The organism is Sediminibacillus massiliensis (genome assembly GCF_900156915.1).
GTDB classification, from domain to species: Bacteria; Bacillota; Bacilli; order Bacillales; family Amphibacillaceae; genus Sediminibacillus_A; species Sediminibacillus_A massiliensis.
In genome coordinates, this window is the sequence record NZ_LT732535.1 from 200356 (window position 1) to 226583 (window position 26228).

Genomic DNA, 26228 nt, shown 5'->3' on the forward strand with positions numbered 1-26228 from the left:
CAGTCTTCCTTATGTTTATTGGAGGAATTTTAATGTTCTTAACTGAAAATTCCACTCATAAATATGATGTGAGAGGAGGCATCTCCGGTGAAAAAATGGAAACAACGCGTTGAGAAACTGCTGACACAACATCTGGAACTTCCTTCTGATGTGGTCCTCGAACTTCCCAGAATTACCACAATTGGCACCCTGCATGCTTATATAGAAAATCACAAAGGACTTATGTTGTTTTCTGATTCCGAGCTCCGCCTGCGGATGAGGGATGGTTATCTCCGAATTAACGGAGAAAACTTTGTGTTAAAAATGATGCTTCCGGAAGAAATACTTTTGGAAGGTGTAATAAAAGAACTGATATTTGTCGAGGAATAGGCTGATTCGGGGGGAATATTAAAGGAGGACGTTATGAAGCAGACGCAGAGTGTTTTCTTTACAGGATATGTAACCATTAAAGTGACAGGCCATCATCCCGAACTGTTTTTCGATCTTTGTGCGAGGGAAGGAATAACGGTATGGAATGTAAAAAAAATTAGTGAAACAGCCTGTATCGGAAATGTTTCCCTTAATGAGCTATCTACTATCAGAATTCTGCGAAGAAAAACAGTTTATAAGCTGGCGTTCATCCGAAGAAACGGTCTTCCTTTTTTAATTAACCGGACATTACGGAAAAAGCAGATGGTTGCTGGCATTTTGTTGAGTGCAATGTTTATTGCTTTCCTATCTAATATTGTATGGGATGTTCAAGTAGAAGGCGTTCCTATGGAAATCGAGAATAAAATTATGGAAAGCCTCGATGAACACGGGATCCATCGGGGAGCGATGAAATTTTCCATTGATACTCCTGGAGAGATTCAAAAGAAATTGCTTGATGATATTCCTGAATTGCTATGGGTCGGTGTGACAGAAAAAGGGACAACTTATCAGCTTGAAGGTGTGGAAAAAACAATAATTGAAGAAAAGGAAGAACAAGGTCCCAGGAATATTGTCGCATCTAAAAAAGGTGTAATAGTAGACATGTTTGTTGCAAAAGGACAACCAAAGGTGAAAGTTAACGATGTAGTAAAAAAGGGAGACCTTCTTGTTTCCGGTATACTTGGTGAAGAGGATGAAGAACAGGAATTAGTTACTGCGGAGGGGGAAATAATAGCAGAGACTTGGTACGAATCCAATATAAATATCCCCCTTGAAGCAAAATATGATGTACTGACTGGAAGTAGAGAGAAAAAGTATTATCTGAAGATGGGAAAATGGGATATCCCGATTTGGGGATTCAAATATCCGGATTTCGGGGAGGTTTATAGAGAAACGACTGAAAAACCGTTTTATTTTTTGAACTGGACGCTTCCGCTCTCCCTCGTGACCGAGTCGATACAAGAAAAAGAAACAATTCAGGTGAAAAGGAATAAACAAACTGCAATAGAAACAGCAATCGAACAAGCTTCCAGAGAACTACAGGAAAAACTTGGGAAAGAAGCCGAAATATCCTTTCAAAAAGTTTTGCACGAACGAATAGAGAGTGGTAAAGTAAAATTAATCCTTTACTTCAAAGTGAAGGAAAATATAGCAAAAATTCAACCTATATCCCAAGGAGATTGATTATGCCGGAAGATTTAAAGACGATAGACTTACAATTAGAAAACCCTAATGATGCGATGGCATTGTTTGGAACAGAAGATAGACATTTAAAACAAATTGAAGAGCAGTTGGGTGTCTCGATCATCACGCGCGGAGAACAAGTAAGTGTCTCCGGAAGCCAGGAAGAAGTGACCCTCATAGAGGAAATATTACTGGCACTGCTTACAATCATAAAAAAAGGTTTGACCATTTCCGAGCGGGATGTTGTCTATGCTGTAGATTTAGCGAAAAAAGGGAAAATCAGCCAATTCGAAACGTTATTTGAAGACGAAATCACCAAAAACGCCAAGGGTAAATCAATCCGTGTCAAAACTTTGGGTCAACGCAACTATATCAGTGCAATAAAATCGAACGATTTAGTATTTGGAATCGGTCCAGCAGGTACAGGTAAAACCTATTTAGCAGTCGTCATGGCAGTCACAGCTCTGAAAAAAGGGTTGGTGAAAAAAATAATCTTGACCAGACCTGCGGTGGAAGCTGGCGAAAGTTTGGGTTTTCTTCCAGGTGACCTGAAAGAAAAGGTAGATCCGTATTTACGTCCATTATACGATGCCCTCCATGATGTATTGGGAACGGAACACACGACAAGGCTGATTGAAAGAGGAACGATCGAAATCGCTCCGTTGGCTTATATGAGGGGGAGGACACTGGACGATGCTTTTGTAATCCTTGACGAAGCCCAAAATACAACGCCGGCCCAAATGAAGATGTTTTTAACAAGGCTTGGTTTTGGTTCAAAGATGGTTATTACAGGAGATATTACTCAAGTCGATCTCCCTAAAGGTGTCATCTCTGGTTTGAAAGCAGTCGAGGCAAGGCTTTCCTCAATCAAAGGGCTTTCCTTTATTTATTTGAAGCAATCTGACGTGGTGAGACATCCATTGGTTCAAAAGATTATCGATGCTTATGATGTTTATGGAGCAGAGTAAATGTATCAATTGTGAAATAAGGCCCAGTTAGCGGGTCTTATTTCTATATGCTGCTTATAAAGAGGTGGATGAATGAAAAAATATTTGCGCCGTTTGACACAAATGTCCCTGTTAAAAGAAAAATGGGTTCAAATAGGAATTTCCATTGTGATATTGGGCGTCTTCTTTTTCTTTGTTTCATTGTCCAATGTTTATACAGAAACCTATAATATTGAAAGGTTCGGCACCGCTAAGGAGACAATCCGATCCCCTCTATCGATAGAGAATAAGAAGGAAACAGAGAGACAAATCAGAGATGCTGTCCAAGCGGTCGAAGACCGGTATAACGTTTCCGGGGAAATTACGGACGAGCGGATTGGCTTTGTCAATGAGATTTTTGAAGCAGTGGATAAAATGGAAGAAGCCGAGACAGATAACGATGAAAAGGAAGACAACAGTGACTTATCTGACAAGGAAAAGGTGCAAAATTTAAAGCAAATCCTCACCCCCGAAATCACCCAGGCTTTAACAGATGAGGAATTGATGGAATTAATTCAATCAAGCGACCACGATCGGTCTCTTGGGAAAGAGCTTGTCACTACTTCATTATATGATGTGATGAATGCCGGGGTTACGTCTGAAAGCATTCAGGCAGATCTACAGGATATAAGACAGAATTTGCGATACTCCAGTCTCGATAATCCCCTTAAAAACACGCTGGTTTCTATCAGTGAATTCGCTGTAGTCCAAAATTCATTTTATGATGCGGAAAAAACGGTCGAAGCTCAAAAACAGGCTTCCAGCAACGTGGAACCGGTAATGATCAGAGCAGGAGAAGTGATTGTAACAGAAGGCCAGACAATCACCAATGAAATATATGAGGAACTACAGCTTGTCGGTCTTTTGAATAATGACCGCAATATATATCCCCTGATCGGACTGGGTATATTGGTAACACTGATTGGTGGAGTAATTGCTTATGAAATGAATATATTATACAAGAAACGGGAAATGGATACTGGCAAGTTGTTATCAATCATAGCCATCAGTATCATTATGGCAGGATTAATGAAATTAGCCAGCTTTTTCACCACTTCTGCAAATCCCTTGTTTTTTATAGTCCCGGCAGCTATGGGTGCTATGTTATTGAAGATTCTTCTTAATGACCGCTTTGCAGTGGCTATGGCAGGCTTGTATGCTGTATTGGCAGGAATCTTGTTCAATTCGGAAATACCGGGTGCGTTGAACATGGAGGCGGGCATATACATTCTGTTTTCCCAACTTGCAGGTGTTGTGTTCTTGGGGAATGTGAAGGACCGGATGGCAATCCTGAAGGCAGGCCTCGGAATAACTTCCGTTCATTTGTTGTCTGTACTTCTATTTTTATTTTTTTCATTTGAAAAATATACCGTTACGGAAATTTTTATGCATAGCGGGGCAGGAGTGATAGCAGCGTTCATGTCTTCGGTGCTTACGATTGGCCTTTTGCCGTTTTTTGAGACAGGGCTCGGTATATTATCTGATACAAAGCTGCTGACGCTATCGAATCCCAATCACCCCCTGCTACGTAAAATATTGACAGAGGCACCCGGTACATATCACCACAGTGTAATGGTTGCGAATATAAGCGAATCTGCTTGTGAGGCAGTCGGTGCGAACGGTCTGCTCGCTCGTGTAGCTGCATATTATCATGATTTAGGCAAAACAATCCGGCCGCATTATTTTATTGAGAATCAAATGGGGAGCAAAAATCCACATGATATGCTTCATCCTAATGAGAGTGCAGATATTATCATCAATCATCCCTATGATGGTGCCGGATTGCTGAAACGTCATAAGTTGCCAAAAGAAATAGTCGATGTTGCCGAGCAGCATCACGGAACAACTCTTTTAAAGTATTTCTACTACAAAGCCAAAGAACAGAACAAATATACAAAGGAAAAGGATTTTCGTTATCCAGGCCCCAAACCCCAAACAAAAGAAGCGGCCATTATCTGTATTTGTGACTCTGTCGAGGCAGCGGTAAGATCTTTAAAAGAGCCGACAACGGATAAAATAGAAGAGATTGTCCAATCGATCATCGATGATCGTTTGATGGACGGTCAACTGAGTGACTGTCCCTTGACATTTAATGAATTGGATAAAATCAAAGTGGCCGTGTGTGAAACACTAAATGGCATTTTTCATTCACGTATCCAGTACCCTGATAACCGTGAAGTTAAGGAGGCAAATTAAATGCATATTGATTTTCATGATGAAACGAATTCAGTTCCTACAGATAGTATAGACATGATCCAGCGGCTGCTGTCGTTTGCCGCAGAACAGGAGGACATAACACCTGAATCGGAAGTGTCCGTGAATTTTGTGGACAACCGGGAAATCCAGGTCATCAACAGGAATTACCGGCAGCAGGATAAACCGACTGACGTAATTTCTTTCGCCTTGCAAGAAGAAGGGGAAGGAGAGATGAAAATAATAGGAGAAGATATTCCTGCAGTTCTAGGGGATATTGTCATTTCGGTCGATAAGGCAAAGGAACAGGCTGAAGAATATCAACATTCCTTTGAAAGAGAACTGGGGTTCCTGGCATTGCATGGATTCCTGCATTTACTTGGATACGATCATATGAAGAAGGAAGAGGAAGAAAAAATGTTCCAAAGACAAAAGGAAATTCTAGATGGCTTCGGACTCAAACGGGAACAATAAAAAACCGTTTATCGGCTTTTCTTTTGCATGGAATGGGCTTAAAGAGATACTGCGTACAGAAAGAAATTTCACTATTCATTTAAGTGCTGCCGTTATTGTGACGATGGCAGGAATTTATTTCAATGTTTCCAGAGTTGAATGGGCGATACTGTTTTTGACTTTCGGGACGGTGATGAGCACTGAAATGATTAATACGGCAATCGAAAGGCTTCTCGATTATCTGGCACCGGACTTCCACCCCCAGGCTGGACTGGTCAAGGATATCGCAGCAGGTGCTGTGCTGGTTACTGCTATATTTTCTGTATGTGTGGGAATCTTTATATTCTCCCCTTATTTGTTGGAAATGTTCCGGTAATTGTAAGTCTCTTTGTTAACCAATCATGGTAACAAAGAGGCTTGTTTTTTTCATTTTGGAACAGGAACTGGTTACAATAAAAACCGTAGACAATCCATTCCCCTTGCCTGTATTACAACTTTTTTATAGAGGTTTTGTCGAATATATGAAAGGGGAATACGTTTTATAGTAAAATAAGAGGTATCAACTACAGAACCGAGATAATGATGGAGGAAACAACATGGAAGAAATATTCAAATCAGGATTTATTACAATAATAGGTAGACCGAATGTAGGTAAGTCGACGTTCATGAACAGGGTGATTGGCCAAAAAATTGCCATAATGAGCGATAAACCTCAAACCACTCGGAACAAAATCCAAGGCGTGTTGACGGAGCCAGACGCTCAATATATTTTTATAGACACACCTGGAATTCACAAACCAAAGCATAAACTCGGGGATTTCATGGTTAAAGTTGCTGAAAATACCCTTAACGAAGTAGATGCAGTCATATTTATGATCAACGCGGAAGAAGGATATGGACGCGGAGACCAGTTTATATTGGAAAGACTGGCCAATGTACGCAATCCTGTCTTTTTAGTAATCAATAAGATAGACCAAGTACACCCGGATGAACTTTTACCATTGATCGATCAGTATAAAGATAAATATGAGTTTGAGGAAATCATTCCGATTTCTGCTCTGGAAGGCAATAATGTGGATCATTTATTAAAAGTGTTAAAACAGCATTTGCCGGAAGGTCCGCAGTATTATCCGGAGGACCAAATCACTGACCATCCGGAACGTTTCGTAATAAGCGAATTGATAAGGGAAAAAGCATTACAGTTGACCAGGGAGGAAATTCCGCATTCAATAGCGGTGGTAATAGACAATATAGAAGAACGTGAAAAATCCGGAAACGTATTTATCCAGGCGACAATCGTAACGGAAAGAAAGTCTCAAAAAGGGATCATTATCGGTAAACAAGGTTCTATGTTGAAAGAAATCGGACAGCGGGCAAGACAGGATATCGAAGCATTGCTGGGTACGAAAATATTCCTTGAATTGTGGGTCAAAGTTCAAAAAGACTGGCGGAACAGACAGACTCAACTAAACGAATATGGATTCAGAAGCGATGAGTATTAAGCAGTTGGTAAATTTTTTAACTCATGCTTCCTTTCAGTCAGGTAATCCTATAAATGAAGTTTCATCACTATAGTGTAAGTAATTAGTTTAAAAGAAAGGTGGGGTTTCTTGTGATCGACTTTCCGTGGAAAATTTTTAGTCAGACAGGAAACATTGAAACCTATTTACTAATGAAAGAAATGGAAACTGTCTATGATAAAGATGCTACTTCTATGTCCGATATAAAAGAAGAAGTGTCAGAACTAGATAATAACTGATGGCATGGCAAGCATGGAGGAACACTGGTTGAAGGCAGTATAAGAGGAATGGTGAGAAATTTGTTTGAGAAGGTGGAGGGAGTAATCCTCAGGACCAGGGATTACGGAGAGACGCACAAGATAGTTACAATCTTGACAAAACAGTTTGGAAAAATAAGCGCAATAGCGCGAGGGGCAAAGAAACCAAAAAGCAGAATGGCTGCGGTTACGCAGCCATTTATCCATGGGCAATTCCTGCTTCAATTAGGTTCTGGACTTGGTAGTTTGCAACAGGGAGAAGTGCTTGCTTCGCTCAGGCCTATACGTGAGGATATCATTAAAACCGCATATGCTACATATCTGGCAGAGCTGACGGATAAACTTTTGGATGAAAAACAGCCTGACCTATTCATATATAAGCAATTGTTAAACACTTTTCAGTGGATATCCGAAGATAAAGATGCTGAAGTGTTAACAATAATTTACGAATTGAAAATGTATCGAAAAGCCGGTTTCGCACCTAATGTGAAAGAATGTGTCAACTGTGGCAATCCAAATGGCCCTTTTTCGTTTTCTATTTCAGAAGGTGGTTATCTATGTCCACGTTGCCGGTATCTTGATGGGGAAGCCGTACCACTATCTGAACGACTCTCCAAGGTGTTGTTTATACTATCGGAAATCGATACGGAAAGAGTCGGCAATATTTCCATTAAGCCGGAAAATAAGGAACTTCTCAAACAGTTGATGGAAGCATATTACGACCGATACGGAGGTTATTACATCAAGTCAAAAAATTTCCTTAAACAACTGGATATGTTAAAATAGTCGATAGTATTGACAAATTAATAAAAATTAAGTATCTTTATAACAAAATTTCACATATTGCATTGATGGAGAGTAGTACTTAACATTTTTCCTGTTAGCGAGTCCAGGACGGTGGGAGCTGGATAAGGAAACCTTAAGGAAGGCACTCTTGAGCATTTCGTTAAAGTGGCTTTTCTATATAGGAAAGCAAGTAGGGTGGAACCGCGGCATTCCCCGTCCCTATGTCTTCGGAGACATAGGGACGGTTTTTTTATGTGAATAATTAATCCGAAAACAGGATGATAACGGAGGTTGTCTAATGAATATTCAAGAAATGATTTTAACTTTGCAAAAGCATTGGTCTGACCAAAATTGTATTTTAATGCAGGCTTATGATGTAGAAAAGGGTGCAGGTACCATGTCCCCGATGACATTGCTTCGCAGTCTTGGTCCGGAACCTTGGAATGTGGCATATGTAGAGCCGTCAAGAAGGCCGGCAGATGGCCGGTATGGACAAAATCCTAACCGTCTTTATCAGCATCATCAATTCCAGGTGATCATGAAGCCTTCTCCAGATAACATTCAAGAGCTTTATTTAGAATCGTTGAAAGCCTTGGGTATAGATCCCCTTGAGCACGATATCCGCTTTGTAGAGGATAACTGGGAGAACCCCACATTGGGAGCTGCCGGCCTTGGTTGGGAAGTCTGGCTGGATGGAATGGAGATCACCCAGTTCACTTATTTCCAACAGATTGGCGGGCTTGAAGCCAAGCCTGTCTCGGTTGAACTGACATATGGAATTGAACGCTTGGCTTCCTATATCCAGGATAAAGAGAATGTGTTCGATCTTGAATGGACAGAAGGTGTCACAGTCGGAGACATCTTCTATCAACCGGAATATGAACATTCCAAGTATACGTTTGAAGAATCCAATACAGACATGCTGTTCGAACTTTTTTCCACTTATGAAGAAGAGGCAAAACAAACGATGGAAAAAGGGCTTGTATTTCCGGCCTATGACTACGTGCTGAAATGTTCTCATACATTTAACCTTCTCGATGCTAAAGGAGTCATTTCCGTAACAGAACGGACCGGATATATTTCCCGAGTAAGAAACCTGGCAAGGGCAATAGCAAAAATCTATGTAGAAGAAAGAGAACGTCTCGGCTTTCCTATGTTGAAAAAGGAGGATAACCAAAATGGTAGTAACTAATATCTTATTTGAAATTGGACTGGAAGAGATGCCGGCACGGTTTTTGAACGATGCCGAAAGTCAGCTTGAACAAAAAACGAAAGATTGGTTGACAGATTTGAGAATTCCGTATTCGGAAATCGTTACATACTCAACCCCGAGAAGACTGGCAGTACTGATCAAAGACGCAGCGGAAAAACAACCGGATATCGAAGAAGAAGCAAGAGGTCCGGCTAAGAAAATCGCATTGGACGATAACGGAGAATGGAGCAAGGCGGCTGTAGGCTTTTCGAAGGGGCAAGGCATGTCTGTCGATGACATCTATATGAAAGAAGTTAAGGGAACAGAATATATTTTTGTGAATAAATTCATAAAAGGTGATCAGACAGTCAATCTTTTGCCAGGATTCAAGGAAGTGATTCTGAGCTTGAACTTCCCAAAAAATATGAGATGGGGTAACTTGGACATTCGTTATGCCCGCCCGATTCGATGGATGGCTGCTTTGTTCGGCAGGGAAGTTATACCGATGGAAATTGCAGGTGTAACCTCTTCCAACGTGACTTATGGGCACCGATTCCTCGGTACCAAAGTACAGTTGGACGATGCGATCAATTACCCGGTCATTTTAAGCGAACAATTTGTTTTGGCAGACCCGAAAGAAAGAGAAGCAAGAATAGTCCAAGGAATAAAAGGATTAGAAGAAGAACATGATTGGAATGTCACAATAGATGATGATTTACTCGATGAGGTTCGACATCTTGTCGAGTATCCGACGGTATTTTATGGCGGGTTCGATGAAGAATTTCTGACAGTCCCTGAAGAAGCTTTGGTAACCTCTATGAAAGAACACCAAAGATACTTTCCTGTCCGGTCAAAGACAGGCGAATTGCTTCCCTATTTCATCGGTGTGCGAAATGGAGATGCCCGCCACTTGGATAAAGTAGCAAAAGGGAATGAAAAGGTGTTGAAAGCCCGGTTGTCTGATGCGAGATTCTTTTATGAAGAAGATCAAAAGCAGTCAATCGAGCAAAATTTGGCGAAGCTTTCTAAAATGGTTTTTCAGGAAAAGCTGGGCACGATAGCTGATAAAGTGCAGCGAGTGGTGAAGCTTACCAGAGAAATCAGCAGTGTTTTAAAAGTGGATGAGGCAACAGCCAAAAGAGCAGAAAGAGCTGCTGAAATAAGCAAATTTGATTTAGTAACAAACATGGTCAACGAATTCACGGAGTTACAGGGTATTATGGGTGAGAAGTACGCAAGGCTTTTTGGTGAAGAGGAAAACACTGCGGTCGCTATTAACGAACACTACATGCCACGCAGCGCCAATGGCAAGCTTCCAGAAACACGTGAAGGTTCGATTGTCAGCGTAGCCGATAAGTTGGACACGATTGTAGGTTGTATTTCTGTTGGAATCATCCCGACTGGTTCTCAGGATCCATACGCACTTAGAAGACAAGCGCTCGGAATCCTTCAAATCATTAAAGAGCAAAAATGGAGTATCTCATTAGAACAAATGATAGATCTCACTTACAACCAAATCGTTCAATCGGGGATCTCTATCCGTGACGAACAGCAAATTAAATCGGACCTTGAGGACTTTTTCGGACTACGGGCATCTTATTTGATGAAAGAGAAGGACATCGAACAAGATGTGATTGATGCAGTGTTAACCAGAGGCATCGGAAATTACCACTTCGCTGTTGACAAAGCCTCCGTGTTGACTGGAAAAAGGGCAGATGAAACGTTCAAGTCGACTCAGGAAGCATTAGTCAGGGTACTCAATCTAGCGGGAAAAGGCCAGATCGGCCCTGTGAACGAACAACTTTTTGAGAATGATACAGAGAAAGCTCTATATTCCAGCTATTTGGAAGTGGAAAAAGAGTTCGAACAGGCGATAAGTTCGTTGGATGCTGAACAAGCATTAATCGTTCTTGCTAAGTTAACCCAACCTATTCACCAATTCTTTGACCATACGATGGTTATGGCTGAAGATGAACAAATCCGGGACAACCGGCTGCATCTTTTAAACCAAATAGCAGAAACGGTATATAAATATGCAGATTTGCGAAAAGTTCAATGGAAACAACAGTTTTAGTATCCGGCTTTATTCCTCTAAAATAATAGGATATAATGAGAAATAGTATGTCACATTGATGAAAGGCGGTGAGGGTAGATGGAATTAACTTCAAGACAGCAGCAAATAATCGAAATCGTAAAAGAAAACGGACCTATCACAGGAGAAAACATTGCCACCAAGCTTGATTTAACGAGAGCTACCCTCCGGCCTGATTTATCTATCCTGACCATGGCTGGATTTTTAGACGCCCGCCCCCGTGTTGGTTATTTCGTCACAGGGAAGACAGGGACCGAACTGTTCACGGAAAAATTGAAGAAATTGAAGGTGAAACATTATCAATCTGTCCCAATTGTCATCAATGAGAATGAATCAGTCTATGATGCGATAAGCACTATATTTTTGGAGGATGTCGGTACCTTGTTCGTTGTTGATCAATCCTCCAACCTGACTGGTGTGGTATCGAGAAAAGATTTGCTGCGGGCTAGTATGGGTAACCAAGACTTAAACAATCTGGCTGTACATATTATCATGACGAGAATGCCGAACATCACAATATGCAACAAAGAAGATTTGCTGATCGATGCCGCCAGATTGCTTATAGAAAAGCAGATCGACAGCCTGCCCGTCGTAAATACTAAGAACGGTGCTATGCAGGTCGTCGGACGTATTACCAAAACCAATATGACCAAAGTCTTTGTGGAATTAACAAGTGAGGGTATGGTCTAGTAAGGGAGGGCCAACTATGGAGAAACCCTTGGTTTATATCGTTTCAGATTCTGTTGGGGAAACAGCGGAACTAGTTGTCAAGGCTGCACTAAGTCAGTTCGATAACAATGGGGAGCTGGAATTGCACAGAGTTCCATATGTCGAAGATTTGGAAATATTGAGGGAAACCGTTTATCAGGCCAAAGAAAAAGGGGCTATAATTGGTTTTACGCTTGTTGAACCAACTTTCAGGAATTACCTGCTGAAAGAATCCAGCAAGCATGGAATCGAATGCATTGACATCATGGGGCCGATGGTGGATGCGATGGAGAGGGTATTCAAGCAGGTTCCCAGATTGGAGCCGGGCCTTGTCCATAAACTCGATGAAGATTATTTCAAGAGAGTGGAAGCAATCGAATTTGCTGTCAGATATGATGATGGCAGGGATCCTAGAGGGATAAATAAAGCTGACATCGTTTTGATCGGGGTATCCCGGACATCCAAAACTCCGTTATCACAATATCTTGCCCATAAGAGGCTCAAAGTTGCCAATGTACCGATAGTACCCGAAGTGGACCCTCCGGAAGAGTTGTTCTATGTAAATCCTGAAAAATGCATTGGCTTGAAAATAAGCCCTGAAAAACTAAACGACATCAGAAAAGAACGTCTTAAGGCTTTGGGATTGGGAGACCAGGCCAGTTATGCAAATATGAATCGGATCCAACAAGAGCTTAAACACTTTGAGACAGTTGTCGACCGGATCGGCTGCCATGTGATAGATGTTTCGAATAAAGCGGTAGAAGAGACAGCGAACGTTATTCTCAGTATAAGAAACAATTTAAGTGCTAAATAATGTCCGAAACAAATAAGATGAATTAATCTGTGTGGTTGTGATATGATTATCACCTGGTTTTACAGAAAGAATAAAAAAATATACTGCCCTTGCTTTGTTCGTTGCCGGCAAGGGCTTCCGCATGTCTAATTAACGACTTTGTGGGTAAGAATAGTTATTAAGAAAAAATGTTAGCATTTTCTATTTTTCTGTATTATAATTAATATTTGTGAAAAAATGTTTCTATAATTTCTAAGGCTAAGATAGGAAAACAAGCACGATAATTCAGAAAAATAAAACATTAAGAAAAAGGAAGGATTTTACTACTTATTGTAGAATAAAAAACTATGCTTTATACCTCATTAAATGTTTTTGTTGATGCAGACAGTTGCCCTGTGAAAGAGGAAATAAGTAAGGTTGCCAGCATGTATGGACTCACTGTCCACTATGTTGCTTCCTACAACCATGTAGGTTCCCTGGATAAAGGGAGTAATTGGCATATTGTCGATACTGGAGATCAGGCCGTCGATTACTTTATTTTAAACAAAGTCAGGCAAAGAGATATTGTTATAACCCAGGACCTTTCATTGGCGGCGTTAGTTGTCTCCCGCGGGGTTTATGCATTGACTCCAAGAGGTAACATTATAAATGAAGGAGATTCTGAAGAAATATTCCTCCGGAAGTATCTCAGACTTCAGAATCAAAAGCAGAAAAAAAGGGTGAAGGGTCCTTCTAAATTGACCAAAGAGGATAAAAAAAACTTTTTAGTAACATTTGAAAAAATATTGTCGAAAATTGAAGGGTTTTCTTAGTTTGTATCGAATAAATGTAAAACATGGTGATTTCAATGAATGGTCAAATTCCTGAAGAGACTATTGAAGATATTCGAAACTCCAATGATATCGTAGATGTGATTGGAGAATATGTACAGCTTAAAAAACAAGGTAGGAACTACTTTGGATTATGTCCTTTCCATGGCGAGAAAAGCCCTTCTTTTTCTGTAACACAGGAAAAGCAAATATTTCATTGTTTTGGTTGTGGGAAAGGCGGCAATGTTGTTACTTTTTTGATGGAGTTGGAAGGTTATAATTTCTATGACGCTTTAAAACAGTTAGCCGATAGAAGCGGCAAACAATTACCTGAAAGTTATCAAGCCAGCAACAACAGCCGGCAAAACCAGGCAAATCAGGATGTTTTGCGGGCCTATGAATGGTTGACAAAGCTTTATCACCACCTGCTTCGCCATACCAAAGAAGGAAAAGAAGGGTATCAATATCTGATTGATCGAGGATTTACTGATGAATTAATCGATACTTTTCAATTAGGGTTTTCACCTAATTCCAGAGAATTTATTGTACAGTTCCTTGAAAAGAAAGGTTTTCACCCACAAACAATGGTCAAAGCAGGTCTATTGTCCATGAATGACCAAAATCAGATATCAGACCGCTTCAGAGGCAGGGTGATTTTCCCGATAAGGAATCACTTGGGTAAAAGCGTGGCATTTGGCGGTCGATCGATAAACGGCCAGGAACCAAAGTATTTGAACAGTCCGGAATCAGAACTTTTTCATAAGGGAACGCTTCTGTATAATTTCGACAAAGCAAGAAGCACGATCCGGAAAGAAGAAGCTGCGGTACTGTTTGAAGGTTATATGGATGTTATTTCAGCTCATAAAGCCGGAGTCCATAACGGGGTAGCGACACTTGGAACTTCCTTAACCGATGCCCAGGCAAAGCTTCTGAGAAGGTACGTCGACACGGTGATTATTTGTTACGACGGCGACAACGCCGGTCTTCAGGCGACATATAAAGCAGCTAAAACCTTGAAAAAAGCAGGCTGCATCGTCAAAGTCGCTGTGTTGCCCGAGGGAATGGATCCGGATGATTTTATTACGCAAAAAGGTGCTGAAAGGTTTAAAAAAGAGGTTATCGATGTAAGCGATACGTATATTTCCTTCATCATGAGGTTTAGAAAGAAAGATTATAATCTAAAATTAGAAGGAGATCGCATACAGTATGTTGAAAGTGTACTTGACGAGCTTGCTTTAATCGATAGACCGGTTGAACGAGAGCATTATCTAAAAGAATTGGCAAATGAATTTGAATTATCGTTGGATACGCTGACTCAGGAAATTCTGGCTAGAAGGCAAAAGATAAGACCAAAGCAGGATAAGATAGTGCAAAGTAGCAATACTAATATGGCAAAAGGCCCGTATAAAGCCAAAAAGTTATTGCCGGCTTTTCATAACGCGGAAAGACAGCTGTTGGCTTATATGCTGAAAGATAACACAATAGCTGATAAAGTCAAAGAGGAATTGGCAGGTTCTTTCAACATTGAAGAACACCAGGTTATAGTTACTTATCTATATGCGTATTATGAAGAGGGACATATGCCGAATGTCAGCCATTTTTTAGAACAGCTGCCGGATGATTCTGTTCGTAGTTTAGTTGTTCAAATTGCAATGATGCCTATTCACGAGGATATAAGTGATAGGGAGATTAATGATTATATTAGACTCATCCGGACTGAAAACAGCGATGCAGTCACGATAAAATCTCTGCAAGCGGAGCAAAAAATGGCTGAAAGGCAGAATGATCCACTGAAAGCAGCTCAAATAGCGATGAAAATCCTTGAGATCAGGAAGCAATTGAAAAATTCAAATCATTGATATAGAAGTAAGTCTGGAAGGAGGGGGACTCATGGCAGATAACAAGCCATCACGTTCTAAAGAAAATGAAAATGAGCTCACCCTGGAACAAGCAAAAGACCAGCTGCTTGAACTAGGTAAAAAACGAGGAATCCTCGCATATGAAGAAGTTGCAGAGCGGTTATCCAACTTTGAATTGGAATCAGATCAGATGGACGAATTTTATGAGTACCTGAATGAACAAGGTGTAGAGGTAATCGGAGATTCGGATGAAGATCCAAGTATGCAACAGTTATCCAAGGAAGAAGAATTTGACCTGAATGATTTGAGTGTTCCTCTCGGTATTAAAATCAACGACCCGGTAAGGATGTACTTGAAAGAAATAGGACGGGTTGACCTATTGTCTGCAGCTGAAGAAATAGATTTAGCCAAGCGGATCGAAGAGGGGGAAGAGGAAGCCAAGCGCAGATTGGCTGAAGCAAACCTTAGACTGGTTGTAAGTATTGCCAAACGATATGTCGGCCGGGGTATGTTATTCCTTGATTTAATTCAGGAAGGTAACATGGGACTCATTAAGGCTGTTGAAAAGTTTGATTACCGTAAGGGTTATAAATTCAGTACCTATGCAACTTGGTGGATTCGCCAGGCAATCACAAGAGCGATTGCCGATCAGGCCCGTACAATCCGTATCCCTGTCCATATGGTTGAAACAATCAATAAACTTATCCGGGTACAAAGACAGCTTTTGCAAGACTTGGGCCGTGAACCAATCCCCGAGGAAATTGCGAAAGAAATGGAACTTACACCAGATAAAGTAAGAGAAATACTGAAAATTGCCCAAGAGCCTGTATCTCTTGAAACCCCAATCGGCGAAGAAGATGATTCGCATTTAGGTGATTTTATTGAAGATCAGGAAGCAACTTCTCCATCCGACCATGCTGCATATGAGTTATTGAAAGAGCAGTTAGAAGACGTGTTGGATACTCTGACCGACAGAGAAGAAAATGTACTAAGACTGCGGTTCGGACTGGATGACGGCCGAACAAGAACGCTTGAAGAAGTTGGAAAAGTCTTTGGAGTAACCAGAGAGCGAATCAGACAAATAGAAGCCAAAGCATTAAGAAAACTTCGTCACCCTAGCCGCAGCAAACGGTTGAAAGACTTCTTGGAATAGCCTTGAAGTTCTGAAAGATAGGAGATTATGTTTGCTCAGTCATTGTGCTGTACCGGTACAATGGCTTTGCAATTGTAATCCCACATGCATTTTTTTGCTTGCGATTTTGATACCGTTAACATTTCTTGTAATCAATTTTACTCAAATCGGCACCGGAATGCAAATCTGCACCGAAATTATTTTTTTCGGTTTTTCTACATAAATAGGCCGGCTTTTTGCTGTTTTTTTGGGCTGTAATTAAAAAGTTTGTTGTTATTCGTTTGTCAGATGTAGAAAGTCGATGAATTCTAACGATTTTTATATACGTTGTAAAAATTCTTGTCTTTACCCTTTTCTCTTGTCGTTTTTTCAAGTAAAATATATATAGCTTGTTCATAAAAAAGAGAATATGGGGATTACATAAGGAGGACATAGAGATGAAAAGAAACCCAGTTATCCCTTATGCAATTATCGCGGTGTTGGGAATACTTACTATGATCGTTTTATCAATTGTCGGCCTGGATCAGTTTCAAGAAATAGAACAGGCGGGAGAAGAAGGGGGACAACAGGAAGAATCTGCTGAGGGCGGAGATCCTGGTGATCCGGAAGCTATCTTCCAAAATAACTGTGCCAGCTGCCACGGTGCTGATTTATCAGGTGGAGCAGGCCCGAACTTACAAGAAGTCGGCAGCAGGTATTCCCAAGAAGAAATCCATGAAATTATCATGAATGGAATTGAGGGAACAGCAATGCCAGGTGGTTTAGTCAGTGAAGAAGAAGCTAATTCACTAGCTGAATGGCTGGCGGAACATCAATAAAACCGGTAAAAAGCTTTCTGGCAGGCGATCAGAAAGCTTTTTCTTTGCAGTAAAACTTTATGACAGAAAGAAAGGAGGAAAAACAATGAGAGAAAATGGCATATCAAAAAGACTTCAACTTGTAGCAGATTTTCTTCCACCGGCCGCCAAATTCGCTGATATCGGTTCCGACCATGCGTATTTGCCAGTTTATGTTTGCAGCAGAGACAACCAGGCACAGGCCATCGCTGGCGAGTTGAACGAAGGACCCTATCAAAGCGCTAAAAAAAACGTCCAGTCATTCGGATTAAGTGGGCAAATTGAGGTGCGGAAAGGTGACGGACTTGCTGTGTTGAACGAAAAAGAGGTAGACCAATTGGTGATTGCCGGCATGGGGGGAAGCCTGATTGCTGATATTTTAAACAGCGGGAAAAACAAATTGTCCTCTGTGGACCGCATCATCGCGCAGCCCAACGTTGATGCAAAATCTATCCGCGTTTGGTTTCAAGATAATGGCTACCTCCTGGCTGGTGAAAAAATCATCGAAGAGTCAGGCCATATATACGAAATATTGATGGCGGAAAGAAAAGAAAGTGTGAGTCCACTTACCGATAAAGAGCTTCTATGTGGACCATTTCTTTTAAAAGAAAAATCTCCTGCTTTCGTTGAGAAATGGAAGTCTGAGTTATTAAAGAGAGAGCGCGCCCTTACCGAAATGAAAAAAGCCAGTAATCCAGATACGGCTAAAATGGCACAATTCTCTGAGGAGATCAACTTGATCAAGGAGGTGTTGGCATGACAAAGGAGAAGCTGAATGTTAGAGATGTCGTTCAGGTCTTCGAAAAGTGGTCACCAAAGGAATTAGCATATGATTGGGATAATGTGGGACTTCAAATAGGAAATTATGAGAACCAGGTAAAACGGTTAATGGTGACTCTTGATGTCTTGGAAAACGTGGTGGACGAGGCGGTTGAAAACGATGTTGATATGATTATAGCCCACCATCCGTTACTTTTTAAGTCTGTCAAACAAATCGACATGACAAGTCCAAAAGGTAGAACTATCGAAAAAATCATCAAAAATGATATAACAGTTTATGCTGCACATACAAATTTAGATATGGCTTTCGGAGGAGTGAGCGATATTCTTGCTCAAAAACTCGGACTAAATGATACAAAGGTCTTAGTGAAATCACATTCTGAAATGCTCTATAAGTTTGTTGTTTATGTTCCTGAAGATCACGCCGGCAAGGTGAGAGATGAAGTGGGGAATACAGGTGCAGGCCACATCGGCAATTATAGTCATTGTTTTTTCAGTACATCAGGGGAAGGGTCTTTCTTACCCTTAGAAGGAACTAATCCATATATAGGCGCGCAAGGTGAAGTTGCAAAGGTCAAAGAAGTAAAGCTCGAAACGATCGTCAGGGAATCTCAATTGAAAATTGCAATCGACGCAATGAAAAGGGTACATCCTTATGAAGAACCTGCTTTCGATTTGTTTCCTCTTAACAATAATGGCATTACTTTTGGAGTCGGGAGGGTAGGAGAGCTTCCTGAGAGCCTCAGTCTACGTACCCTTTGTGAAAGAGTTAAGCAGCGTTTAAATATTCCTGGGTTAAGAGTAGCGGGAAACCTGGATGCTGAAGTGAAAAAAATCGCATTGCTTGGAGGAAGTGGGGAAGATTTCATCGGCCATGCTCATAAAAGTGGTGCAGATGTGTATATCACTGGAGATCTGACTTTCCATGAAACGCAGGATGCCTGGCAGATGGGCCTGAACTTGATTGATCCGGGCCATCATGTCGAGAAAGTGATGAAAGAAGCAGTACAATCTTATTTGCAGGCAGAGTTGCAGGAAAAAGTGGAGGTCATTGTTTCAGAATCGAATACAGAGCCTTTCAAATTTCTATAGATGAAAAAAGTCTAACTTCTAAGGAAGTTAGACTTTTTTCGAATAGAATAATTATTTTGCTTTAGTACTTTTCTTTTTCGCTTTTATTTTTGGAAGGATTTTATGCTGTTCCACTTTAGAGGTTAAATTCCACACTTTTTCTTCGTCTTCTTCATATTCCTCGATAAACTTTATTACTTCTTTGGTAATAGGAGTAGGTGTGGACGCCCCTGCAGTTACGGCAACTTTTTCGACTCCTTTTAACCAGGCGATATCGATTTCGGAAACATCAGCAATCCGGTATGCCTTTGTCCCGGCAATTTCCTTGGATACTTGGGCAAGGCGGTTGGAGTTGTTGCTCCGCGGGTCTCCGACCACGAGAGTCAAATCAGCTTCTTTAGCTTGTTCAGCCACTGCTTCTTGTCTAACCTGTGTCGCCATACAGATTTCCTGAACCATTTCAGTCTGTGGGTACCTTTCTTTCACATTCTGCATAACATCATACACATCCCACTGGCTCATCGTTGTCTGGTTGGTCACAATGATTTTTTCGCTAACAATATCCAAATTTTTTACGTCTTCTTCCGTCTGCACTAAATGGACATGGCCAGGTGCGACTCCGACCGCCCCTTCTGGTTCCGGGTGCCCTTTTTTACCGATGTAAACAACTTCATAACCTTCTTTTACCTTTTCCCTGATCAAATCATGTGTTCGTGTGACATCAGGGCATGTTGCATCAAGTACAGTCAATCCTTTTTCTCTAGCCCTCTCTTTCACTTCAGGGGAAACCCCATGAGCTGTAAAAACAACCGTCCCTTCGGTGATTTCCTCTAATAGTTCAGCCCGGTTTTTTCCATCAAGAGTGATGACACCTTCGCTTTTAAATGCTTCATTAACGTGTGAATTGTGGACGATCATTCCCAGTATATAAATTGGTCGCGGAAGGTTAGGGTCTTTCACGGCGTTTTGTGCAATGACCATGGCGTCCACTACCCCATAACAGTACCCGCGTGGTGCGATTTTGATTACTTCCATTTCATTTCCCCCTACTATCTTATATCTTCAAATCCTTAAGAGGTTTTGGATGTTTATATGTTTTCATAATAGATGCCTTTTAAAAGGCATTAGTTTCATTATAAAGGTAAAACTACATTATGACAAAGATTATCTGGTCGATTAACTTTTCCTGCTTTAACGGATAAACGTGCAAAAAAAGCAAACGTCCTCTATAATAGGATAGGAGTTACAAGTAATTCAAAAGGAGTATCATTATGGAAAATCATTTATTCAAGCAGTATAATTTCCATCCATTATTGAATGATATCATCGATCATCTTGACTTTTATAAACCGACACCAATCCAAGAGAAAGTCCTCCCGGCTGTTTTGAGGGGGGAAAGTGTAATTGGACAGTCACATACTGGTTCTGGAAAAACGCATGCATATCTGCTTCCCTTGTTTAATCAAATCATCGAAGGCAAAAGAGAAGTTCAATTCGTCGTGACTGCTCCGACAAGAGAACTGGCAGTCCAGATTTATGATGAAGTACGGAAAATTATCCATTATGCCAATAAAGAACATCGCTGGCACGCTAAATTGTTAATCGGCGGTACAGATAAAAAGAAGTCCATCGAAAAGCTGAAAGAACAGCCCCATATTGTTGTAGGGACGCCTGGAAGGATAAAAGATCTGGTAGAGGAAGGTGCACTTGACCTTTATGCAGCTAAATCGTTTGTTGTAGATGAAGCAGATTTAATGCTTGATCTTGGCTTCATAAATGATGTCGATCAAATTCTGGTCAAAACAAATCCCGATATTCAGCTATTGGTATTTTCTGCCACAATACCAGAAAGGCTTCAACCGTTCTTGAAGAAATATTTGGAGAACCCAAAGTATATAAAAGCAGAAGAGGAAAAAATATCACCGGAAACGATGGAGCACCGGTTAGTGGCATTGCGTCATCGTTCTGTTTCTGAGATGGTTTATAGAATATCGGAATCCATACAGCCTTATTTGGCGATTATTTTCACAAATGGAAAGGAACTAGCCAATCAGTTGGCTGAAGAGCTAACCGAGATGGGCATGGATGTCGGCCTGATTCACGGAGGATTGTCCCCGAGAGAAAGGAAAAGGGTGCTGAAAGACATTCAAAACCTCAGGTTTCAATATATTGTAGCGACGGATCTTGCTGCAAGGGGAATTGATATCAGTGGAGTTAGTCATGTTATCAATGCACAAATGCCTAAAGAAGAAGAGTTTTATATCCACAGGGTCGGCCGGACAGCACGGGCTGGCATGGAAGGAACAGCAATAAATCTATATACAGAGTCAGATCTTCAGCTAGTACAGAAGCTGGAGAAAAAAGGTCTGGCCTTTACAAGCTATGATGTCAAAAATGGTGAATGGCTGGAGACAAAAGCCTGGAACGAAAGAAGTTCCAGAAAGAAAACCGAGTCAGATACAGAAAAAGAAGCATGGAAAAGGGTGAGAAAACCGAAAAAGGTGAAGCCCGGGTATAAAAAGAAAATGAAAAAACAGCAAGAACAAGTCAAAAAGAAGTTAAACAGGAAAAAATATTAGATTAAACGGGCTTTCTTCCTTCACCAAAGGAGAAAGCCTTCCTATTGCAACAAAATTATACATATAATAATAATGATTATTATGTTATAATGATTTCAGATAGTTGAAAGAGGTGGAGAATTTGTTGAAAATTGGGTCTCATGTTTCGATGAGCGGAAAAAAAATGTTACTGGGTTCAAGTGAAGAAGCAGCTTCATACGGTTCAAATGTATTTATGATTTATACTGGCGCGCCACAGAACACCAGAAGGCGACCTATAGAGGAATTGAATATTGAAAATGGACGTGCACACATGACAGAAAATGGAATCGTTGATATTGTTGTACATGCTCCTTACATCATTAATATTGGAAACACAAATAAAAAAGAAACTTTCCAGCTGGGTGTCGACTTTCTTCGTAGTGAAATAGAAAGGACAGAGGCAATCGGGGCAAAACAAATTGTCCTGCACCCTGGATCCCATGTTGGAGCAGGAGAAGAAAAAGGGTTAAATAAAATCATCGAAGGACTTAATGAAGTCTTACACAGCGACCAGCAAGTACAGATAGCCTTGGAAACTATGGCCGGGAAAGGTTCGGAACTTGGAAGGAACTTCGATGAGCTTGCGAAAATCATCGATGGAGTAGAATTGAATGATAAATTGTCCATTTGCCTGGACACCTGCCATATTCATGACGCCGGCTATGACATTGTCAATGACTTTGACGGTGTGCTGAATGAGTTTGACAAAACGATTGGTCTAGACAGACTCAAAGTAATTCACGTCAATGATAGTAAAAACGAACGCGGAGCAAGTAAAGACAGGCACGAGAATATTGGCTTTGGCCATATTGGTTATCAGGCATTACGTTATATTGTACACCATCCGCAATTGTCTGATCTTCCAAAAATACTGGAAACTCCTTATGTCGGTGAAGACAAAAAAAATAAAAAGCCGCCATATAAATTTGAAATCGAGATGATTAAAGGAAACGAATTTGTGACCGATTTGAAGGACCAAATTGTTGCACAATAAGTAGTTAAAAGCTGTGAAGCGGGCTGCCGCTTTACAGCTTTTTTGCATTTCTGGATGTTTAAATAGTAAATAAAAAGGGAAGTCATTGAAACCAGGAGTCGATTCCATAAGCTTTGGTCAATTGTCTGAACAGTTTGTTTGCTTTTTGGGCAGTCTTGACATCTGTTATCTGAGCCAGCTTTTTGAACATTTTCATGCGATCATTTTCTTCTAAAGGATTGAAAGTTTCGTTCTTTAACGTGGCTACAATTTGATCCGCTTGTTGTTTGGTTAATGGAATATCATATTGCTTTGAGTAATGAAGCAGATCATTCGTACTTAATTGTCTTATCTTTTTAATAACCATTGATTCAAGCATCTTGTTTCGGTTCATCCTATTCACCTTCTGCTTTATGTTTTGCTAATACCGTATGTGCAAAACAAAATCGCGTGAATAAAAAAAGCTTAATGAATTGCATTCCTGACAATCTGATTGTAAAGTCGCTAATTGTGATTGCCAGTAAGGAGGGATGTTACATTGGAATCAAGTAAAGTTGGTAAGTATTCTATACTCTTTTTGGTGTTAGGTATTTGTTTATTGATTCTGAACACCGGATTCAATGGAAAGGGTGAAAATCTTGATGCTGTTTCGAAACAAAAAGAGGAAGCCCAAAAGGAAATAGATATGTTAAAAGAAGAAAATAAACAATTAAAGTCACAAAATAACTATTTGCAATCTGTCAAACAGACGAAAAATGATAAAAACGGATACTTAACTTGGCCTCAGGTTGAAACGGTGGCTGATGCACTTGTCCAAGACAGCGGAGGGGCGTTTAATAAAACTTGGGCATTATACTTAGTAAAGGAGTCACAAAAATATGAGATAGATCCGCATCTGGTATATGAACTACTGAAAGTGGAAACAGGAGGGACATTTGATCCTGACTTAGTTGGCCCTGAGACTAAATACGGCAGAGCGTATGGTATGGGACAATTTATGAAAAATACCGCACCTTGGGTTGCTGACATGGCAGGCTTGCCTTACAAAGAAGAATTGTTGTTTGATCCATATTATTCCATGCAATTATCGATCATTTATTTAGACTTTTTACACACCGAATATCAAAACTGGAATAAGGCGCTTACTGCTTATCATAGAGGAATGAGGGGACTAGAGAAATACATCGAAAATAACGGCAATGCAAAAAGCTGGTATGCAGTTGAAATCCTTAGCAAAGCCGATTCCCATCAAACTTTGGCAACCTTACAATAAACTACACTCAACGAGGCTTCGATTTAGAGGCCTCGTTTTGTTTGCAGTAAGCATAATTTACCATTTCATGCATGAACTACCTCGTAAATAAGAATGAAATCTCCATACAATAGGAAGGCACCCCGAATAGGAAAGCGAGGGTTTCCCATGGATGAAAAGCAGAACAATGACCAGACAGAAAATGTAGAAGAACCACCAAGGTTTGGAGATGACGCTCCAAACCCTGTCAATAGTCGTCAACAGGCAAGCCAGGCTTTGCCGCCTCGTGACCCTGAAGAACAATATATTTTGGATGAGCCTTACAAAAGAGATGAAGAAATGTCACAGGAACTTGCTGCAAATGACTTCAGGAAGCCAATGAATACTGCTGAACAAGAAACAAGCATGAAATCTGAAGCCAAAACTGGGTTTGGTTGGGTAGCAGTTATATTAGCGGCTTTGTCGTTTTTTATGATGCCTGTCGTTTTAGGAGCAGCTGCGATAATATTCGGGTTTATTTCTAGAAACAGGGGTGCAGATACACTGGGCAATACGGCGATTATCGCTGGTGCTATATCAATAGTGTTGGCTTTATTCGTTGCCCCGTTCGTTTAAGCATGGCATACAAAAAGAGCTGGTCGCAAATAGACCAGCTCTTTTCTTATACTTCTTGGGATTCTTCTTTTTGTTTGGCAAAGTACTCTTCTGCAATTTTATCCACTTCGATTTTCAATTCTTCTACCATGGTTTCTTCAGGTACTTTGCGGATGATTTCTCCGTGTCGGAACAGCAATCCTTCGCCACGAGCTCCGGCTATGCCGATATCCGCTTCTCTTGCTTCCCCAGGACCGTTTACTGCACAACCGAGCACAGCAACTTTGATAGGCGCTTTGATGGTGGAAATATACTCTTCCACTTCATTGGCGATGGAAATCAAATCGATTTCAATCCTGCCGCAAGTTGGGCAGGAAATAAGTGTCGCCGCATTGGATGCAAGCCCGAAAGACTTCAGTAACTCTCTGGCTACTTTTACTTCCTCTACAGGATCCGCACTCAAGGAAATACGCATTGTATTTCCGATGCCTTTACTGAGGATTGCTCCGAGTCCTGCCGCACTTTTCACTGTACCGGCGAATAATGTTCCGGATTCTGTGATGCCTAAGTGTAGTGGGTAAGGGATAGCTTCCGCTGCCTTTTCATATGCCTCAATGGCAAGTGGTACATCTGATGCCTTCATGGATACTACGATATCATGAAAATCAAGATCCTCTAATATTTTGATGTGATGCAATGCACTTTCTACCATGCCATCTGCTGTCGGATAACCATATTTTTCAATGATATGCCTTTCTAATGAGCCGGCATTAACTCCTATCCGGATTGGTATTCCTTTGGCTTTGGCTGCATTTACAACAGCTTCCACTTTATCCCTTTTTCCAATATTCCCCGGGTTGATGCGGATTTTATCTGCTCCGCCTTCGATTGCTTTTAATGCCAATTTATAATTAAAGTGAATATCCACAACTAAAGGAATATTTATTCTCTTTTTAATTTCTGGTATTGCAGCTGCAGCTCTGTCGTCAGGGCATGCTACACGTACAATCTGACAGCCTGCCTCTTCCAAACGTAATATTTCATTAACAGTAGCTTCAACATCATGTGTTTTAGTTGTTGTCATTGATTGAATGACAACTTCGTTTTTTCCCCCGACCATCACGTTTCCTACCTTGACTGGTCGTGTGTCTTTTCTGTGGGTTAGTGCCATAAATGAATCGCTCCTTTATATAATCGCGAACAAGAAGTGGTATTTAGAGTACCATTGCTTATTATAAGGGGAAAAAGTTAAAATGAGAAGTATCAAAACTTATAAATATATTCCTGTTCCTTAGAAAAGTCTCCGAAGGTATCAAACAATGGTTTCTATTTTTATCTCTTTTCGACATAGACAGGGAAGTAGTAATTGTTTTCCGTTCTGATTTGGTGGGGATCGGTATCAGGGTTCAATGTTTCAAAGTCGGCAATGATCTGCTCTATTGGGAAAAGGACGCCGCCATGGTTAATCTCTTCTATGATAGACAGTACGGTATCGCCTGGGCCGACTTTTACCTCCACAACTTGATATCTTTTTTCTTCTTCGGCTTCCGGTTCGGAGTCATTTGTCTCCGGCTCTTGTTTGGCTGTGCTTTGTTGGGGGATGGGTTCCGTAATGACCGTTCCGATTGTCAAGTCCTTGACGATGCTGATGACAAATAGAGCTATCAAAATAACCAAGAAAGTTCTTTTGAAGAAATTCATTATGATTTTTTCCTCCCCTTCGTTTAATATATAAGTTCTACATAAAAT

The 26228-nt window shown here is 40.7% G+C and carries 27 protein-coding genes and 1 other annotated feature; of the genes, 23 read left to right on the top strand and 4 right to left on the bottom strand.

Features of this window, described 5'->3' with window-relative positions; all coding sequences use genetic code 11:
* The first annotated feature begins 87 nt into the window (after positions 1 to 87).
* From yqfC to CZ434_RS01600, 19 genes are all read left to right on the top strand, one after another.
* Positions 88 to 369 carry a sporulation protein YqfC gene (yqfC, locus tag CZ434_RS01510; protein ID WP_077621466.1) on the top strand — a complete coding sequence of 94 codons (282 nt, stop codon included), beginning with the start codon at positions 88 to 90 and terminating at the stop codon, positions 367 to 369.
* A 33-nt stretch (positions 370 to 402) separates the two neighbouring features.
* Positions 403 to 1593: a sporulation protein YqfD gene (gene yqfD / locus CZ434_RS01515; RefSeq protein WP_077621467.1), complete on the top strand. Its 1191-nt coding sequence runs from the start codon at positions 403 to 405 to the stop codon at positions 1591 to 1593.
* A gap of 2 nt (positions 1594 to 1595) precedes the next feature.
* Positions 1596 to 2561 carry a PhoH family protein gene (locus CZ434_RS01520; RefSeq protein WP_077621468.1) on the top strand — a complete coding sequence of 322 codons (966 nt, stop codon included), beginning with the start codon at positions 1596 to 1598 and terminating at the stop codon, positions 2559 to 2561.
* 72 nt (positions 2562 to 2633) lie between these two features.
* Positions 2634 to 4775, top strand: coding sequence for an HD family phosphohydrolase (locus CZ434_RS01525; RefSeq protein ID WP_077621469.1), 2142 nt, complete (start codon positions 2634 to 2636; stop codon positions 4773 to 4775).
* Positions 4776 to 5246: an rRNA maturation RNase YbeY gene (ybeY, locus tag CZ434_RS01530; protein ID WP_077621470.1), complete on the top strand. Its 471-nt coding sequence runs from the start codon at positions 4776 to 4778 to the stop codon at positions 5244 to 5246. It abuts the gene before it with no gap.
* Entirely contained in the window at positions 5218 to 5601 is a 384-nt protein-coding gene (locus CZ434_RS01535) for a diacylglycerol kinase family protein (protein WP_077621471.1), read from the top strand. The genes ybeY and CZ434_RS01535 overlap by 29 nt, the downstream gene beginning before the upstream one ends.
* Positions 5602 to 5821: 220 nt before the next feature.
* Positions 5822 to 6727, top strand: a complete 906-nt coding sequence (gene era, locus CZ434_RS01540) for a GTPase Era (RefSeq protein ID WP_077621472.1) — start codon at positions 5822 to 5824, stop codon at positions 6725 to 6727.
* Positions 6728 to 6837: 110 nt separating this feature from the next.
* Positions 6838 to 6984 (top strand): YqzL family protein, encoded by a 147-nt coding sequence (locus CZ434_RS01545; protein ID WP_077621473.1) that lies wholly within the window; start codon positions 6838 to 6840, stop codon positions 6982 to 6984.
* A 60-nt stretch (positions 6985 to 7044) separates the two neighbouring features.
* Complete coding sequence (gene recO, locus CZ434_RS01550; protein WP_077625030.1) at positions 7045 to 7788, top strand: DNA repair protein RecO; 744 nt, start codon at positions 7045 to 7047, stop codon at positions 7786 to 7788.
* A gap of 53 nt (positions 7789 to 7841) precedes the next feature.
* Positions 7842 to 8012: a binding site (T-box leader), on the top strand.
* Positions 8013 to 8086: 74 nt separating this feature from the next.
* Complete coding sequence (gene glyQ, locus CZ434_RS01555) at positions 8087 to 8980, top strand: glycine--tRNA ligase subunit alpha (protein ID WP_077621474.1); 894 nt, start codon at positions 8087 to 8089, stop codon at positions 8978 to 8980.
* The gene (glyS, locus tag CZ434_RS01560) at positions 8967 to 11054 is read left to right on the top strand and encodes a glycine--tRNA ligase subunit beta (RefSeq protein ID WP_077621475.1); all 2088 of its coding nucleotides are present in this window, start codon (positions 8967 to 8969) and stop codon (positions 11052 to 11054) included. The genes glyQ and glyS overlap by 14 nt, the downstream gene beginning before the upstream one ends.
* A 78-nt stretch (positions 11055 to 11132) precedes the next feature.
* Positions 11133 to 11762 (top strand): transcriptional regulator CcpN, encoded by a 630-nt coding sequence (gene ccpN / locus CZ434_RS01565; RefSeq protein WP_077621476.1) that lies wholly within the window; start codon positions 11133 to 11135, stop codon positions 11760 to 11762.
* A gap of 16 nt (positions 11763 to 11778) precedes the next feature.
* Positions 11779 to 12594 carry a pyruvate, water dikinase regulatory protein gene (locus CZ434_RS01570; protein ID WP_077621477.1) on the top strand — a complete coding sequence of 272 codons (816 nt, stop codon included), beginning with the start codon at positions 11779 to 11781 and terminating at the stop codon, positions 12592 to 12594.
* 326 nt (positions 12595 to 12920) lie between these two features.
* Complete coding sequence (locus CZ434_RS01575; protein ID WP_077621478.1) at positions 12921 to 13385, top strand: YaiI/YqxD family protein; 465 nt, start codon at positions 12921 to 12923, stop codon at positions 13383 to 13385.
* Between the two features lie 35 nt (positions 13386 to 13420).
* Positions 13421 to 15241, top strand: coding sequence for a DNA primase (dnaG, locus tag CZ434_RS01580; RefSeq protein ID WP_077621479.1), 1821 nt, complete (start codon positions 13421 to 13423; stop codon positions 15239 to 15241).
* Between the two features lie 31 nt (positions 15242 to 15272).
* The gene (gene rpoD, locus CZ434_RS01585; RefSeq protein WP_077621480.1) at positions 15273 to 16394 is read left to right on the top strand and encodes an RNA polymerase sigma factor RpoD; all 1122 of its coding nucleotides are present in this window, start codon (positions 15273 to 15275) and stop codon (positions 16392 to 16394) included.
* 416 nt (positions 16395 to 16810) lie between these two features.
* Positions 16811 to 17191 carry a cytochrome c550 gene (gene cccA, locus CZ434_RS01590; protein ID WP_077621481.1) on the top strand — a complete coding sequence of 127 codons (381 nt, stop codon included), beginning with the start codon at positions 16811 to 16813 and terminating at the stop codon, positions 17189 to 17191.
* 85 nt (positions 17192 to 17276) lie between these two features.
* Entirely contained in the window at positions 17277 to 17969 is a 693-nt protein-coding gene (locus CZ434_RS01595; protein WP_077621482.1) for a tRNA (adenine(22)-N(1))-methyltransferase, read from the top strand.
* Positions 17966 to 19081, top strand: coding sequence for a Nif3-like dinuclear metal center hexameric protein (locus tag CZ434_RS01600; protein WP_077621483.1), 1116 nt, complete (start codon positions 17966 to 17968; stop codon positions 19079 to 19081). Before CZ434_RS01595 ends, CZ434_RS01600 begins: the two co-directional genes overlap by 4 nt.
* Before the next feature lie 51 nt (positions 19082 to 19132).
* Here the strand turns inward: CZ434_RS01600 and CZ434_RS01605 are convergent, their stop codons facing one another.
* Positions 19133 to 20095 (bottom strand): 4-hydroxy-3-methylbut-2-enyl diphosphate reductase, encoded by a 963-nt coding sequence (locus CZ434_RS01605; RefSeq protein WP_077621484.1) that lies wholly within the window; start codon positions 20093 to 20095, stop codon positions 19133 to 19135.
* A 236-nt stretch (positions 20096 to 20331) separates the two neighbouring features.
* On the opposite strand from CZ434_RS01605, the gene CZ434_RS01610 reads away from it, so the two are divergent.
* Both CZ434_RS01610 and CZ434_RS01615 read left to right on the top strand, forming a co-directional pair.
* Positions 20332 to 21639 (top strand): DEAD/DEAH box helicase, encoded by a 1308-nt coding sequence (locus CZ434_RS01610; protein WP_077621485.1) that lies wholly within the window; start codon positions 20332 to 20334, stop codon positions 21637 to 21639.
* A gap of 121 nt (positions 21640 to 21760) precedes the next feature.
* A complete protein-coding gene (locus CZ434_RS01615; RefSeq protein WP_077621486.1) occupies positions 21761 to 22654 on the top strand; it encodes a deoxyribonuclease IV in 894 nt (297 codons plus the stop codon).
* Between the two features lie 82 nt (positions 22655 to 22736).
* Here CZ434_RS01615 and CZ434_RS01620 read toward each other — a convergent pair whose 3' ends face one another.
* Entirely contained in the window at positions 22737 to 23027 is a 291-nt protein-coding gene (locus CZ434_RS01620; protein WP_077621487.1) for a DUF2624 domain-containing protein, read from the bottom strand.
* A gap of 144 nt (positions 23028 to 23171) precedes the next feature.
* On the opposite strand from CZ434_RS01620, the gene CZ434_RS01625 reads away from it, so the two are divergent.
* Both CZ434_RS01625 and CZ434_RS01630 read left to right on the top strand, forming a co-directional pair.
* Positions 23172 to 23906 carry a lytic transglycosylase domain-containing protein gene (locus CZ434_RS01625; RefSeq protein WP_245830909.1) on the top strand — a complete coding sequence of 245 codons (735 nt, stop codon included), beginning with the start codon at positions 23172 to 23174 and terminating at the stop codon, positions 23904 to 23906.
* Positions 23907 to 24053: 147 nt separating this feature from the next.
* Positions 24054 to 24500, top strand: coding sequence for a DUF4190 domain-containing protein (locus tag CZ434_RS01630; protein ID WP_077621488.1), 447 nt, complete (start codon positions 24054 to 24056; stop codon positions 24498 to 24500).
* A 46-nt stretch (positions 24501 to 24546) separates the two neighbouring features.
* On the opposite strand, the gene ispG is transcribed toward CZ434_RS01630, so the two are convergent.
* Together ispG and CZ434_RS01640 are read right to left on the bottom strand one after the other, a co-directional pair.
* Positions 24547 to 25650 carry a flavodoxin-dependent (E)-4-hydroxy-3-methylbut-2-enyl-diphosphate synthase gene (gene ispG / locus CZ434_RS01635; RefSeq protein ID WP_077621489.1) on the bottom strand — a complete coding sequence of 368 codons (1104 nt, stop codon included), beginning with the start codon at positions 25648 to 25650 and terminating at the stop codon, positions 24547 to 24549.
* A gap of 161 nt (positions 25651 to 25811) precedes the next feature.
* On the bottom strand, positions 25812 to 26180 hold the full coding sequence (locus CZ434_RS01640; RefSeq protein ID WP_077621490.1) for a hypothetical protein: 369 nt from the start codon (positions 26178 to 26180) through the stop codon (positions 25812 to 25814).
* Between the last annotated feature and the right edge of the window lie 48 nt (positions 26181 to 26228).